The organism is Synechococcus sp. A10-1-5-1 (genome assembly GCF_023115425.1).
Classification (GTDB): Bacteria; Cyanobacteriota; Cyanobacteriia; order PCC-6307; family Cyanobiaceae; genus Vulcanococcus.
Window position 1 is genome coordinate 211,314 of the sequence record NZ_CP096032.1, and the last position, 13,809, is coordinate 225,122.

Sequence of the window (13,809 nt, forward strand, 5' to 3'; positions counted from 1 at the left end):
GGAGCGTGTCAGTCCCTCGCCTCCATCCCCGCACGATCGAGGCCGTTAAAGAGCGCGCTGACATCGTCGATGTGGTGGGTGAGCACGTCGTGCTCAAAAAGAAGGGCAGGGAATTCGTCGGGGTTTGCCCCTTCCACGACGACAAATCACCGTCGATGACGGTGTCACCGGCCAAGCAGTTCTACTACTGCTTCTCCTGCGGTGCTGGTGGCAACTCGATCAAGTTTTTGATGGAGTTGCAGCGCCAGAGCTTCAGTGACGTGGTCCTGGAGTTGGCGCGTAAGTACCAGCTTCCCGTCGAAACCCTCGAGGGCCCCCAGCAGGAGCGCCTTCGTCAGCAGCTCTCTCGCCGCGATCAGCTCCACAAGGCCCTCTCTTTGGCTGCTGGTTGGTTTCGCTCGCAACTGCGTGCTCCTGAGGGAGCCGCTGCGCTGGATTATTTGAAGACCAGTCGTGGTCTCAATGAGGCCACCCTCGAGAGTTTTGGCCTGGGCTATGCCCCAGAGCGTTGGGATGGTCTCTTAAGCCATCTCCAGCAGGTGGAGGGACTGAGTCCGGAGCTCTTGGAGGCTGCAGGCCTTGTGGTGCCACGCCGCGGGGGGGATGGCTTTTACGACCGCTTTCGCCATCGGGTGATGGTCCCGATTGCGGATCGCCAGGGCCGAATCATTGGCTTTGGTGGCCGCAGCCTCGATGGTGGTGAGCCCAAGTACCTCAACTCTCCGGAGACCGAGGTCTTCGAGAAAGGCAAACATTTGTTTGGCCTCGACAAGTCGGTCAATGCGATTCGCAAGGCGGATCGCGCCGTTGTGGTCGAGGGCTACTTCGACGTGATTGCCCTCCATGCCGCTGGGATCACCAATGCGGTGGCGGCCCTTGGCACGGCCCTGAGCAATCAGCAGATCACCCAGCTCTGCCGTTGCTGTGATGGCAAGCGGCTGATCCTGAATTTTGACGCCGATGGTGCTGGGGTCCGTGCCGCCCAGCGCGCCATCGGCGAAGTCGAGCAACTGGCTCTCCAGGGCCAGTTGGAGCTGCGGGTTCTGCACCTGCCCAGCGGCAAGGACCCCGACGAATTCCTGAAGGTGCACGGAGCAGCGGATTACCGTTCTCTGCTCGATCAATCTCCCCTTTGGCTCGATTGGCAGATCGACCAGGTTCTGCACGGCTGCGATCTCAGCAAGGCCGATCAGTTTCAAAAGGCGGTAACCGACCTGGTAGCCCTGCTGGGCAAGCTGCCTGCCAGCGCCGTTCGATCCCGCTACCTGCAGCAGGTGGCCGAGCGTCTCAGTGGCGGACAGGCCCGGCTCGCGCTGCAGTTGGAGGACGATCTGCGTCAGCAGGTCAAAGGTCAGCGCTGGCATGGCCGCTCCCGCCGTTGGGAGCAGCCCGGTGAGGCGGGTCTGCGGGAGCGGGCCGAAGCGGAGGTCCTGCGGCTCTATCTCCATTGCCCGACCTATCGCGGTCCGATTCGCGCCGAGTTGCGGCGCCGTGAGCTTGATGATTTCGCCATTGCCCATCACCGCCAGCTCTGGGCTGTGATCAGCTCCTTGGAGGAGGACAACCTCGGTGTCGGACGACTGGAGGCGATCAACCGGGGCAGCGATCCCGGCATGGAGTTGACCGATCTGGATCTGCCGCGCCTGCTGAGCGATCAGCTTCTGCTTGCGGACGATCCCGACTCAGGACTGTCTACGGAATTGCTCGCTCGTCTCACACCACTGCTGGAGCCCAGTGACGTTCAGCGCTTATCCCTAAGCAACCCTCCCCTGCAACTGCGGGGTGCCACCGCGGCGTTGGAACGCCAGCGGAGCATGAAGCGTGCCCGTCACCTCCTGGATGCCTGGAGCAGTCAGCGGTTGGAGACCTTGGAGCGCTGCATTGCCCGGTTGCTGGATGACTCCCAGGCTCCGCCCGCTGAGGCGGAGGCCGAGAGCTCCGATATGGAAACCCGCATCGAAGCGATGTTTGCCGAGCTCAACAGCGATGCCCTGCGTTTCCAGGACCTCTATTACAACGAGCGAAAACATATTGACCACCTCGATTCTCAGCGGCGGGCCAGTTTTGAAGACGTCGTTGCCGAGTCCCAGGACGCTCAGCCGGCTTAGGGCGGAATGTCCTTTCCCTACAGCTCTGTTCTTTCCTGCCCACCGTCGCTATCACAAGGTTGAAGCTCTCCGGTCTCTCCCCTGACTGACGTCCGTTCACTCGCGACTCGCGCCGCCGGTGTGGCTGTTCTTAGCGGCAGCAGCCTGTTTGTTGCCGTGCCGGTCTCGGCGCAGAACATGGTCGTTCAGATCATTCAGAACCAGTGCTCCAGGGCGATGAATGCGGACTTCAAGGCCGCGGGTAAAACTCCGCCGCCTGGCATGGTTCAAGACACCTGCAACTGCGTTGCCGAGCGCATCGAGAAGCTCGACTCCATCGAGGAGGCAAAAACCTTCTGCGTGAAACAGAGCACCGCGAAATACGGCGCTGTTAAGTCTCCTTAGCGCGCCCAGACTGTGGGGAGGTCGCTGAGTCGGGTGGTGGCGGCCCGGGAGAGTTGCTCCCGTCGCATTAACCAAGCGGGCTGTAGGCCGCAGGCGGCCCACTGCACTGTTCCACGGCCATGGCGGCGGTTCAGATCGTCAATGCTGGCCATCAGGGCCTCCCGCCGCTGCTGCTCGGTGCCACTGAGCGGTTGCAGCAGGTGGTGTTGCAACTGACTTTCGGGTTGCAGCTCCTGCAGCAGGATTCCGGCCTTCGCAAAGCGTTTGTAGGGCCGATAAAGACTGGGGACCATCTGGCAGGCTGCCTGCAGCAGGACGCCGGTGTCGTTGCTGGCGAGGGGCAGGCTGACGCTGGCGGCCTGGCTGTAGAAGCCAGAGGCAAAGGGACTGGTGCGGGCAAAGACCGTGAGCCGTCCGGCCCGTTGCCGTTGCCGCCTCAACTTCTCCGCTCCGCGGCTGACGTAGTTGGCGATGGCTTGGCGCAGTTCCTCTTCGGTTGTGACGGGCCGGCTGAAGCTGCGGCTGACGCAGGTTTCCTGCTTGTCCCCGGCTTGCTGCTCCAGCGGTAGGCAGCTGATGCCCTGCAGTTCCAGTTGCAGGCGCAGACCCACCACCCCGGCTTTGGCCCGCAGTTCTCCGCTGGGCATGTCCCGTAGTTGTTGCGCCGTGCTGACACCCCGCAGCCGGCACCAGCGACTCAAGCGCCGGCCGACACCCCAGATCTCCTCCACCGGTGTTTGTTTCAGCCAGGTTGTGGTCTCTTCGGGTGGGCTGAGATCAAAAACCCCCGCGTGTTGCCGATCCCCCTTGGCGATGTGGTTCGCCACTTTGGCCAGCACCTTGCTGGTGGAGAGACCGATGGCAATGGGCAACCCCAGGTTGTGGCGAATCCGGCTACGCAGGGCACTGGCCCAGGGAATCAGGTCACCGTTTTGGGGCCTCGGCAGACGAATGAAGGCTTCGTCGATCGAATAGACCTCCAGGTCGGCGACGAAGGGCTCCAGGCTGCTCATCAGCCGTTGGCTCATGTCGCCGTAGAGGGCGTAGTTGGAACTGCGCACGATCACACCGTGCTGCTGGAGCTGTTCGGCGATCTGGAAGTAGGGCTTGCCCATGCCAATGCCGAGTTGCCGGGCCTCACTGCTGCGGGAGACCACACAGCCATCGTTGTTGGAGAGCACCACGACGGGACGGCCCAGGAGCGCTGGATCGAAGGCCTGCTCACAGCTGGCGTAGAAGTTGTTGGCATCGATCAGCCCGAGGGCATCAGCCATGGGTGGAGAGGCTGTGAATGGCGTGGATCGCCACGCCCCAGATCTGCACGTCGCCGCAGTGGTGCAGTTCCAAGGGGGGATAGGCGCTGTTGGCTGCCTCGAGCCGCAGCCGGCCTTGGTGGCGGACCAGACGCTTCAAGGTGAAGGCGCCATCGAGCACGGCCACGACGATGTGGCCCGGCCTGGCCTCGAGGCTGCGGTCCACCACCAAGAGATCACCGTGCTGGATTCCGGCATCGACCATTGAATCGCCGCTCACCCGCAGAAAGAAGGTGCTGCTGGGGTGCCGGATCAGGGTTTCATTCAGGTCGATGCCGACATCGATGTAGTCATCGGCCGGGCTGGGGAAGCCAGCGGCCACGGTGCTGGCGGCGAGGGGCAGCCTTAGCCCCAGGGGCTCATCCCGCAGTGGGCCCAACAGCTGCAGCGGGCCGTCGGATGACAGGGAAGCTGGCAAGGCCACGGGCGCCGCAGGAACCCCTGCAGGATAGTTTGCCTGTACTACTTATGGGGTGGCTTGGTCTTCCTCGTCCCCTTCCAAGAGAAGTTGTTGAAAGGCCACGTAGAGATCCTGTTCTTCGCTCGTGGCGGGGCGGCGGCGCTGTTGGTTCGGCCGGAGTTCCTGGGGTTTGCCTTGTGCTTGTAAGCCGGTTGGGTTGCGGTTGGTCCGGTTTTGCAGGGCCTGAAGTTGCTCCCGTTGGGCGGCTTGGCGCTTCCGTTCTTGATCGGTTTCGCTCTGGCGCAGGCGATCCATCAGATGGGGCGGAACGGTGCCGTCCTCGCTGGCCTTCATCAACTCGCCAAAGAGAGCTTGGGGATTCGTCTCGGTTTCAACGCGATGGCGTTTGCCGGATGAGCCCTTCGGCTCGCTGCTGCTCTCTGGTTTGGGTAGGGGCTTGGGGAGCGATCGCCCCAGTTCTTGGAGGCGCTCCAGGCTGCGGGCGTCGAAGCTCATGGCGGGCCGGCCTCAGCTGCACTCAAGGGTGTCTTTGGTGGCGCGACCGGTGATGGGGTTCGTGCCACTGGCGCTGGCGCAGAGGGTTTTCAGCACGTCGCCGCGGAAGGGAACGTTGGTGAAGTCCGCCCCTTCAATCAGGACATCTTTAAACCGTGTGTTGAAGGCAAAAGCGTTTTCCAGCACCGCGTTGCGTAGGTCCGTTCCATCGAGGACGGCCGAATCGAGGGTGGCGTCACTGAGGTCGGCGCCGGCGAGGTTGGCGTCCTGCAGCTTGGCGCCATAGAGGCTGGCGCCGCGCAGGTCGGCCCCTTGGAAATCAGCTTCCCGCAGGTTCGTCAGATTGAAGGTGGCGCCGTGCAGGTCAACTCCGGCGAAGTCATGGCCGATCAGCACTTGCTTGGCGTAGTCCATGGCCGCCTGCACCGGTTGGGCAGGCAGAACTGCAGCACTGATCAGCAGAGCCAACAGCGCGGGGCAGAGCAGTGACCGGAAGAAGCGACGCATGGTGGAGAGCCGGTATCGAGCAACCCTAGGCAGGGTGCCTTGATGCAGACGGTTTGGGGTTGCGGTGAACGGCCCAGTCCGTCGCTGGGCAGTGATGGAGCGCAAGGGCCGGAGGTCGGGGAAGCCTCAAGAGCAGTGCAGACTGCGGCCGATGCCATGGGACGCTCCGCTTCTCAAAGGCGAGGGGATTGGGCTGAACAGCGGGCCCTGCGTCTGCTGCAGGCTGCGGGTTGGACTCTGCTGGAGCAGCGCTGGAGCTGCCGTTGGGGTGAATTGGACTTACTCCTCCACAAACCTCAGCGCCTGCTGTTGGTGGAGGTCAAGGGGCGAGCCTGTCGAGGGCGGGATGGCTGGGGGGTGGCTGCCCTGAAGGGCGCCAAGCGGCGGCGGCTTGAAACGACCTTGAACCTGTGGTTGCAGCTGCATCCCGCGTATCAGGACTGCCGCTGGGAATGGATCTGTGCATTGGTTCCGCTTCCCCCCAGTCGTGTGCCCGTTCGTTGGATGCCTTGGCTTTGATCGGGCCGGGCTTGGAGCAATGTGGAGGGAGGCCTGCACCCCAACTGATGTCCTTCGCGGCCCATCGCGCCCGCAAACGCTTTGGCCAGCACTGGTTGAAGGACCAGTCCGTGCTCGATCAGATCCTCAATGCCTCTGAGTTGACCTCCGCTGACACGGTGCTTGAGGTCGGACCCGGCCGTGGAGCACTGACTGAGCGGCTGTTGGAGTCCTCCGCCAGCGGGGTTCGTGCCGTTGAGCTGGATCGTGATTTGGTGGCTGGGCTGCAGGAGCGCTTTGGAGCCAACCCCCGCTTTGCTCTGACCGAAGGGGATGTGCTGGCCGTCGAATTACCCGAGGCCACAGCCGTGGTCGCCAACATCCCGTACAACATCACAGGCCCCCTGTTGGAGCGCCTGGTTGGTCGCCTCGATAACCCGGTGGCCCGGCCCTATCGCCGCTTGGTTCTGTTGGTGCAGCAGGAGGTGGGTGAGCGCATCCGGGCGCGTCCCGGTAGCAGTGCCTTCTCGGCGCTGAGTGTGCGCATGCAGTTGTTGGCGCACTGCAACACGGTCTGCCCGGTGCCCCCCCGCTGCTTTCAACCGCCGCCGAAGGTGATGAGTGAGGTGGTGGCGCTCGACCCCCTGCCGGTGGAGCAACGGTTGGATCCTGCTCTGGCCAAAACGGTGGAGATGCTCCTGCGGCGCTGCTTTGCCGCCCGTCGCAAGATGCTCCGCAACACCCTCTCCGGACTGGTGGAAGCCGAGCAGTTGCAGGGTCTGACGGATGAAGCCGAGATTGAATTGCAGCAGCGTCCTCAGGAGGTGTCGCCAGAGCGTTGGGTGCGCCTGGCGGCGGGCTTGAATCGGCTGATCTCCTAACTCACGCAACCTCGCCATGGCAGAGCTGCAGGTCAGCACCCCCGCCAAGATCAACCTGCATCTCGAGGTGCTGGGCCTGCGCCCCGACGGCTTTCACGAGCTGGCGATGGTGATGCAGACCTTGGATTTGGCGGACAACCTCAGCCTTCGTCCCACGGCTGATGGGGCGGTGACCCTGCGCTGCGACCGAGCGGACCTTCCGACCGACGGCAACAACCTCATTGTCAAGGCGGCGGAGCTGATCAAACAGCGGGTTGGCTTACCGGAGCTGGGCGTCGCCATGGAGCTGACCAAGCGCATTCCGATTGGTGCTGGTCTGGCCGGAGGCTCGAGCAACGGTGCGGCGGCCCTGGTGGGGCTGAACACCCTTTGGGGCTGTGGCTTCAGCAGCGCGCAGCTCTCAGCCATGGCCGCTGAGCTCGGTTCGGACATGCCGTTCTGTATCGATGGTGGAACCCAGCTCTGCTTTGGACGGGGAGAGGTCCTGGAATCCGCTGGCCTGGCCAAGCCCCCCTCCCTGGGGGTGCTCTTGATCAAGCATCCCGACTCGAGCGTCTCAACCCCCTGGGCCTACAAGCAGTGCCGCGAGCAATTCGGGGCGAGCTATCTCTCAGGTGAGGCGGAGTTTGAGCAGCGCCGCCGGGCCCTGCGTCAGGCACCCCTGCTGACGGGATTGAGCGGCGAAGGTCCGCTTCAAGAGATTCGCAACGATCTTCAGAAGGTGGTGGAGCCTGAGGTGGCCAGCGTGCGTGAGGGTCTCTCGATCCTTCGGCGCGCTGATGCTGCTCTGGCGGTGTCGATGAGTGGCTCTGGTCCGAGCATGTTCGCGTTGTTCGCAGATCATGAGGCCGCTACCCGGGCTCAGCAGCAGCTGGCCGCTGCCCTGGAGGCTGCTGGCTTTGCGTTCTGGGTGTGCCGTTGCACGGGCTCTGGTGCCACGCTGGTCTGAACGCATCCCCATGCACCCCGCGTGAGTGAGACCCAAAGCGACAGCCAAGACCTCGCCAGTGCTCAGCAGACGAGCGAAGGTCAGATCTCCCAGAGGCCGCGCAAGGGTCCGATCAGCTTCTTGAGCGGTTCGTTGACGAGCTTTGGTTTGGGCTGGCTTGCTCTGCAGTTGGCCGGCAAGGTCGTCGGCTACTACGCCGAGCATCCTCCCCATTACGAAGCCGGCTTTGCTCAGAGCATCGCGGTGTTCCTGAAGACCTTGGCGGTCGGCATGAGCTTTCTGGCGACGTTCACCTTTGCCTTTGTTGGCTTGGGGTTGTTTCTGACATTTATCCGCAGCCTCTTACCGGGTTGGAAACAAGCCGAAGAAACCCCCTAGCCTCTGGTCACGGGCTGCCCCTCCTCGTCATGACCGGCCACGACCTGCAGCTGCTGGTGCTGCTCCTTTCACCAGGAATGCTGTTGTCGGTGTTGTTATTGCTGACCTTCGCCGCAGGCGGTTGAGATAGGTTGGCCCCACCCCGGTCCAGTGCCGGACCCGCTTTTCAACCGTGGCAGAGACCCTTCTCTTCAACGCCCTGCGTGAGGCCATCGACGAAGAGATGGCCCGTGATCCCCATGTCTGCGTGATGGGGGAAGACGTCGGCCAATACGGCGGTTCCTACAAGGTCACAAAGGATCTCTACGACAAGTACGGCGAACTGCGGGTCCTGGATACCCCGATTGCTGAGAACGCCTTCACCGGCATGGCGGTTGGTGCTGCCATGACGGGCCTTCGCCCCATCGTCGAAGGCATGAACATGGGCTTCCTGCTGCTCGCGTTCAACCAGATCTCCAACAACATGGGGATGCTGCGCTACACCAGCGGCGGCAACTTCACGATCCCGTCTGTGGTCCGTGGCCCTGGCGGTGTGGGCCGTCAACTTGGTGCTGAGCACAGCCAGCGGCTTGAGGCTTATTTCCACGCGGTGCCTGGCATCAAGATCGTGGCGGTCAGCACCCCGACGAACGCCAAGGGCCTAATGAAGGCGGCGATCCGAGACAACAACCCCGTTCTCTTCTTCGAGCACGTTCTGCTCTACAACCTCTCTGAAGAGATCCCTGAGGGCGACTACACCTGTGCCTTGGATCAGGCCGACTTGGTCAAGGAAGGCAGCGACGTCACGATCCTCACCTACTCCCGCATGCGCCACCACTGCCTCAAGGCCGTGGAGCAGCTGGAAAAGGAGGGTGTGAGCGTTGAGCTGATCGACCTGATCAGCCTGAAGCCCTTTGACATGGAGACCATCTCCCGCTCGATTCGCAAGACCCACAAGGTCTTGGTGGTCGAGGAATGCATGAAGACTGGTGGCATTGGCGCCGAGTTGCTCGCTCTGATCACCGAGCACTGCTTCGACGATCTCGATGCACGCCCCATCCGCCTGTCCTCCCAGGACATCCCGACTCCTTACAACGGCACCCTCGAAAATCTGACGATCATTCAGCCGCATCAGATCGTGGAAGCGGCCAAAGCGCTTAAGGCTGGCCAGGTCTGAGATGGCACGTCAACAGGGGTGGTTTGCCCTGATCCTGGCCCTGGCTTTTGCCGCCGGAGCCGTTCTGACCTCTTTCCCACTGCAATTGGGCCTTGACCTGCGTGGTGGCAGTCAGCTGACCCTGCAGGTCATGCCAGCTGGCGCGATTAAGCGCGTCCAGAGCGAGCAATTGGAGGCTGTCAAGGACGTGCTGGACCGCCGCATCAATGGCCTCGGGGTGAGTGAATCCACCCTCCAGACCATCGGTGACGATCAGCTGCTGCTGCAACTACCTGGCGAGCAGGATCCCAGCCGTGCCGCCAAGGTTCTGGGTACCACGGCCCTTCTTGAATTTCGCGCTCAGAAGCCGGGCACTGAACAGCAGATGAGCGGTCTGCTGAAGCTCAAGCGCCAGGCCCAAGCCGTACTGAATTTGCGTCGCTCCAAGGATCAGGATCAAGCGAAGGCGGCTGACCTGGATGCGGACGGTCTGGCACAGCTTCTGAGTGAAGCTGGGGTCAGCGCCCCGGCGGGTAGCAGTGAGATCGATCAGTTGGAGCTCCTTCTGGCCGCGGTCAACACCAAAATCGTTGACCTCTTCGAGCCCGCTGCTCTCACCGGTAAGGACCTCACCGGAGCTGGTCGGCAGCAGAACCAGGCCGGCAGCGCCTGGGATGTGACGTTGAGCTTCAACACCGAGGGTGGCCGCAAATTCGCCCAACTCACCCAAAGCATTGCTGGCAGCGGTCGTCTGCTGGGCATCGTTCTCGACGGCCGCTCCATCAGCGAAGCCAGTGTTGGTCCTGAGTTCAAGCCCGCCGGCATCAGCGGAGGTGCTGCAAGCATCACGGGCAACTTCAGCGCTGAAGAGGCCCGGGACCTTGAGGTTCAGCTCCGAGGCGGCTCACTGCCGTTGCCGGTCGAAGTGATCGAGCAGCGCACCATTGGTGCCACGCTCGGTAGTGAGAACGTCCAACGCAGCCTGCAGGCGGCTCTCCTCGGTCTGGCCCTGGTGGCCGTCTTCATGGTGGTTGTTTACCGCTTGCCTGGCGCGGTCGCCGTCGTGGCCTTGGCGCTCTACGCCCTGTTCAACCTGGCGATGTATGCCCTGATTCCGGTCACCCTCACGTTGCCTGGGATCGCCGGTTTCATCCTCTCGGTTGGTATCGCTGTTGATGCCAACGTGCTGATCTTTGAGCGGGTCAAAGAGGAATTGCGGCGCGGGAATACCCTGATTCGCTCGATTGATGCGGGCTTCTCGCTGGCCTTCTCCTCAATCCTGGATGGCCATATCACCGGCCTGATCAGTTGCGTGGCCTTGTTTGCTCTGGGAACGGGTCTGGTTAAGGGCTTTGCGGTGACATTGGGCATTGGTTTGGTGCTCAGCCTCTTCACTGCGCTGACCTGCACCCGCACCCTGTTGCGGCTGTTGATGGGCTATCCCGCCCTCCGCCGTTCCACCAACTTCCTGCCCCAGTCTCAGCTTCCCGCCCAGGCCTCCTGATGTCCGACCCCTCGACCGCCGTGGCCGCCCCCGCTCCCCGCTTTCGCATCAGCCGCATCCGCCGTCAGGGCTGGCTGGCCTCCGCTTTGGCGGTTCTGCTGAGCCTGGTCGGCATGGCTCTGTGTTGGAGCAACCCTCGCATCGCAGCTCCCCTGAAGCCCGGTTTGGACTTCACCGGTGGTACTCAAGTGGAGATCCAGCGCACTTGCGGCGGTGCTGACTGCTCTGGTCTCAAGGCCGCCGACGTTCGTCAACAGTTGCGTTCGCTCACGCTGCCGGAGGTGGCAGGACAAGCCGCTCCTCAGCTGTCGAATGCAGGTGTTCAGGTCTTGGATCGCGGTCGTTCTGTCGATCTGCGTTTGCCGGATCTTGAGCCTGAACAGACCCGCGCCCTGATCCAGGGCCTGGTTCCAGTGATCGGCACGGTCGATCCGCAGCAGGTCTCGATTAACACCATCGGCCCCACCCTTGGTTCTCAGCTGCTCAAGGGCAGCTTGATTTCCCTGTTGGTCAGTTTTGCGGCGATCGCGGCTTACATCAGCTTCCGCTACGACGGGGTGTTTGCGGGCCTGGCCCTGCTTTGCCTCGCCCACGACATCGTGATCACCTGTGGGGTCTTTGCTTGGCTTGGTTTGATCAGTGGCATCGAAGTGAATTCCCTCTTTGCCGTGGCTCTGATCACCGTGGCGGGCTACTCGGTGAATGACACGGTGGTCGTCTTTGACAGGATCCGAGAGCAAAAACGCGCGCTGCAGGGTCTGACACTGCTTGAGCAGGTCGATGCAGCTGTTGATGCCACCTTGACCCGCTCTCTGTACACCTCCTTCACCACCCTTTTGCCTCTGGTGTCGTTGCTCCTCTTTGGCGGCAGCAGCTTGTTCTGGTTTGCCGTGGCCCTGACCATCGGCATCGGGGTCGGCAGCTGGTCGAGTATTGGGATTGCTCCGACCCTGCTGCCCGTGCTCTCCCGACGATGACGCGTCGCATTCCCTGGGCCCCACTCCTTCTCGCCGCCATTGCCCTTTGGGATCTGCGCTCTGAACTGAAGCTCCTCGCTGAGCATTTCACCTGGATCAGCTTGCTAGCGATACCCCGCTTTCACTTTTTGGCGGTGACCGTGCTCTTGCTGACCCCGACCCTCATGCGTCAATCCCGTCAGCCGCAGCGCTGATCAGGTCCAACGGTCCATGACCTGCTCCACCAGCACCCGTTGGGAGAAGACCTGGAGCACGACCACAAGTGGCAGGGCAAGCAGCACCCCGGGCAAGCCCAGCAATGCCCCCAGGCTGAGTTGGGCCATGAGGGCCACGGTGGGCAAGAGGTTGACCGTTCTGCTGAGCAACAGCGGGGTGAGTAGGAAGGCCTCCCCGTTTTGCAGCACCAAGCGCAGCACGATGACTTGAACGGCCAGGGTTGGCGAGATCAACAGGGAGACCGCCACAGGCAACAGGCTTGCCAGGGTCGGTCCGATGGTGGGGACAAAGGTGAGCAGGCCGCAGAGCAGCCCGCTCAAGAGGGCCAATGGCACCTTGAGGGCGGCCAGTCCAGCCCAGGTCAGCAGGAAGACCGCCGATGCCGAGAGGGTCATCCCCGCCAGCCAGCCCCCCAAGGCCTGGCGGCTCTCGGTGAGGAGGTTCTGGACCAAAGCGCGGCTGTGGGCGGGCGTCAGGGCCAGGACCAGACGCTGATGACTGCGTGGATCGAGCACCAAGAGAATCGCCAGCAGACCCATCAACAGCAACAGAACCGTTCCACTGGCGGCGCCACCGGCGAAGCCAAGCAGTTGGGCGCCAATCGGCTGCAGCTTGTCGATGGTGATCAGCTCGGAGAGTCGACCACCTAGTCCTTCCAAAACGCTGACACCGCCGAGCAGTTCGGCCAGCCGCGCAATTAAGGCCGGAACCAGTTGGGTCAACTGGTTGAGCTGCTCCAGCAGTTCAGGCAGCAGCAGCTCTGCGAGTTGCCAGCTCAGCAGGCCCAGAACCATCAAGACCAGTAGCAGGGCCAGCGGACGGCTCAAGCGGACCACCCTGCGCAGCCAGCTCACCGGCACATCCAGGGCCACGGCCAGCACCACTGCGCCAAACAGCACCATCAGCACCCAACGCAGTTGCCAGGCGAGGAGCCCAAGGACCACCAGGGAGAGCAGCAGCAGCAAACTGCGTGGTGTCATGGCCGCCCACCCACAGGGAGCTCCCAGCCGTTGAGGACGTCCTGGATCAGTACCTCTCGCACGACAACCTGCAGGCAGACCGCCATGGGCAGCGCCAAGAGCAGACCGAGAGGACCAAAGATGACCGTGAAGAGGAACTGAGCGATCAAGGTCAGCCCAGGCAACAACTTCACCTGGTGGTGCATCACCGAAGGGGTGATCAGGTAGCTCTCGATGTGTTGGATCACCACATAGAGCAGCAAGACCAGTAGTGCTTTGACGGGTGAATCGAGCAGCGCGACCGACATCGGAAAGACCGTGCTCAGGGTTGGTCCGACGTTGGGAATGATGTTCAACAGACCTGCCAAAAGAGCATTGGCCGCCACCAATTTCACCCCCAATAGCGAGAGGCCAATGGCGGCCAACACACCGACGCAGAGCGAGCTGATTAGTACTCCGGCCATCCAGCTGCTCAGGGCCTCGCCACAAAGCGAGAGCACGTCTCGGAATCGCCGCCGGTAAAAAGACGGGACCATCAGGACCGCAATCTCCCGATAGGCAGTGGGTTGGATTGCCACCATCAAGCTGACGGCGATCACAAAGAACAACTCCAACAAGCCACTTCCGAGGTTCCCGGCAATCCCCAGCAGTTTCAGCAGTCCTTCCGTTGGATCAAGGCTTCCGGAGCCCTGGTTTTGCCAGCTCTGCTGTAACCATTGCAGCGCCTCACGTCCATAGAGCATCTGACTGCTCTGATCGAGGCTCCTGCGCAGGAGCTGCACGGCCAACTGCAGAGCCGCCGGCAGCTGGATCAGCAGTTCTTGGAACTGCGCGATGAAGGGGGGAATGACGACGGCAATGGTGACCACAGCCACCAGCAGCAAGCCGCTGAGGCTGACCAGAAGCGCCAGCGGACGGCTACATCGCAGACGTTCTTGGGCTACACCCACCAGGGTGCAGACCGCCATGGCGAGCACCACAGCGGCAAAGACAAGGACGAGGACCTCTCGCAGGCTCCACAGCAGTAGCAGCGCCACTGCCGTGGCCATTACTCCGAGCCACTGGCCGAATCTCAAAAGGGGAG

General features: G+C 62.4%; 16 protein-coding genes. 10 read left to right on the forward strand and 6 right to left on the reverse strand.

Features of this window, described 5'->3' with window-relative positions; all coding sequences use genetic code 11:
* The first annotated feature begins 5 nt into the window (after positions 1-5).
* Together dnaG and MY494_RS01090 are read left to right on the forward strand one after the other, a co-directional pair.
* Positions 6-2,108: a DNA primase gene (gene dnaG / locus MY494_RS01085; RefSeq protein WP_247910900.1), complete on the forward strand. Its 2,103-nt coding sequence runs from the start codon at positions 6-8 to the stop codon at positions 2,106-2,108.
* Between the two features lie 120 nt (positions 2,109-2,228).
* On the forward strand, positions 2,229-2,492 hold the full coding sequence (locus MY494_RS01090; RefSeq protein ID WP_247910901.1) for a hypothetical protein: 264 nt from the start codon (positions 2,229-2,231) through the stop codon (positions 2,490-2,492).
* On the opposite strand, the gene MY494_RS01095 is transcribed toward MY494_RS01090, so the two are convergent.
* The 4 genes from MY494_RS01095 to MY494_RS01110 are packed head-to-tail and all read right to left on the reverse strand — an operon-like array spanning position 2,489 to position 5,228.
* The gene (locus MY494_RS01095; RefSeq protein WP_247910902.1) at positions 2,489-3,766 is read right to left on the reverse strand and encodes a Y-family DNA polymerase; all 1,278 of its coding nucleotides are present in this window, start codon (positions 3,764-3,766) and stop codon (positions 2,489-2,491) included. The genes MY494_RS01090 and MY494_RS01095 overlap by 4 nt on opposite strands.
* Positions 3,759-4,211 carry a LexA family protein gene (locus MY494_RS01100; RefSeq protein WP_371820733.1) on the reverse strand — a complete coding sequence of 151 codons (453 nt, stop codon included), beginning with the start codon at positions 4,209-4,211 and terminating at the stop codon, positions 3,759-3,761. Before MY494_RS01100 ends, MY494_RS01095 begins: the two co-directional genes overlap by 8 nt.
* 60 nt (positions 4,212-4,271) lie before the next feature.
* Entirely contained in the window at positions 4,272-4,721 is a 450-nt protein-coding gene (locus tag MY494_RS01105) for a hypothetical protein (RefSeq protein ID WP_247910903.1), read from the reverse strand.
* A gap of 12 nt (positions 4,722-4,733) precedes the next feature.
* Positions 4,734-5,228 carry a pentapeptide repeat-containing protein gene (locus tag MY494_RS01110; protein ID WP_247910904.1) on the reverse strand — a complete coding sequence of 165 codons (495 nt, stop codon included), beginning with the start codon at positions 5,226-5,228 and terminating at the stop codon, positions 4,734-4,736.
* Positions 5,229-5,270: 42 nt separating this feature from the next.
* Between MY494_RS01110 and MY494_RS01115 the strand changes: the two genes are divergently transcribed.
* The 8 genes from MY494_RS01115 (at position 5,271) to MY494_RS01150 (ending at position 11,744) form a co-directional block, all read left to right on the forward strand.
* A complete protein-coding gene (locus MY494_RS01115; RefSeq protein WP_371820638.1) occupies positions 5,271-5,747 on the forward strand; it encodes a YraN family protein in 477 nt (158 codons plus the stop codon).
* A 47-nt stretch (positions 5,748-5,794) separates the two neighbouring features.
* Positions 5,795-6,607, forward strand: a complete 813-nt coding sequence (gene rsmA, locus MY494_RS01120; RefSeq protein WP_247910905.1) for a 16S rRNA (adenine(1518)-N(6)/adenine(1519)-N(6))-dimethyltransferase RsmA — start codon at positions 5,795-5,797, stop codon at positions 6,605-6,607.
* 16 nt (positions 6,608-6,623) lie between these two features.
* Positions 6,624-7,556, forward strand: a complete 933-nt coding sequence (gene ispE, locus MY494_RS01125; RefSeq protein ID WP_247910906.1) for a 4-(cytidine 5'-diphospho)-2-C-methyl-D-erythritol kinase — start codon at positions 6,624-6,626, stop codon at positions 7,554-7,556.
* 21 nt (positions 7,557-7,577) lie between these two features.
* Positions 7,578-7,934: a DUF3082 domain-containing protein gene (locus tag MY494_RS01130; RefSeq protein WP_247910908.1), complete on the forward strand. Its 357-nt coding sequence runs from the start codon at positions 7,578-7,580 to the stop codon at positions 7,932-7,934.
* 172 nt (positions 7,935-8,106) lie between these two features.
* On the forward strand, positions 8,107-9,090 hold the full coding sequence (locus tag MY494_RS01135) for a pyruvate dehydrogenase complex E1 component subunit beta (RefSeq protein WP_247910910.1): 984 nt from the start codon (positions 8,107-8,109) through the stop codon (positions 9,088-9,090).
* Position 9,091: 1 nt separating this feature from the next.
* Positions 9,092-10,573: a protein translocase subunit SecD gene (secD, locus tag MY494_RS01140; RefSeq protein WP_247910912.1), complete on the forward strand. Its 1,482-nt coding sequence runs from the start codon at positions 9,092-9,094 to the stop codon at positions 10,571-10,573.
* Positions 10,573-11,550 (forward strand): protein translocase subunit SecF, encoded by a 978-nt coding sequence (gene secF / locus MY494_RS01145; protein WP_247910913.1) that lies wholly within the window; start codon positions 10,573-10,575, stop codon positions 11,548-11,550. Before secD ends, secF begins: the two co-directional genes overlap by 1 nt.
* Positions 11,547-11,744, forward strand: coding sequence for a hypothetical protein (locus tag MY494_RS01150; RefSeq protein ID WP_247910914.1), 198 nt, complete (start codon positions 11,547-11,549; stop codon positions 11,742-11,744). The genes secF and MY494_RS01150 overlap by 4 nt, the downstream gene beginning before the upstream one ends.
* Here MY494_RS01150 and MY494_RS01155 read toward each other — a convergent pair whose 3' ends face one another.
* Both MY494_RS01155 and MY494_RS01160 read right to left on the reverse strand, forming a co-directional pair.
* Positions 11,745-12,746, reverse strand: a complete 1,002-nt coding sequence (locus tag MY494_RS01155) for an AI-2E family transporter (protein WP_247910916.1) — start codon at positions 12,744-12,746, stop codon at positions 11,745-11,747.
* On the reverse strand, positions 12,743-13,801 hold the full coding sequence (locus MY494_RS01160) for an AI-2E family transporter (protein ID WP_247910917.1): 1,059 nt from the start codon (positions 13,799-13,801) through the stop codon (positions 12,743-12,745). Before MY494_RS01160 ends, MY494_RS01155 begins: the two co-directional genes overlap by 4 nt.
* Between the last annotated feature and the right edge of the window lie 8 nt (positions 13,802-13,809).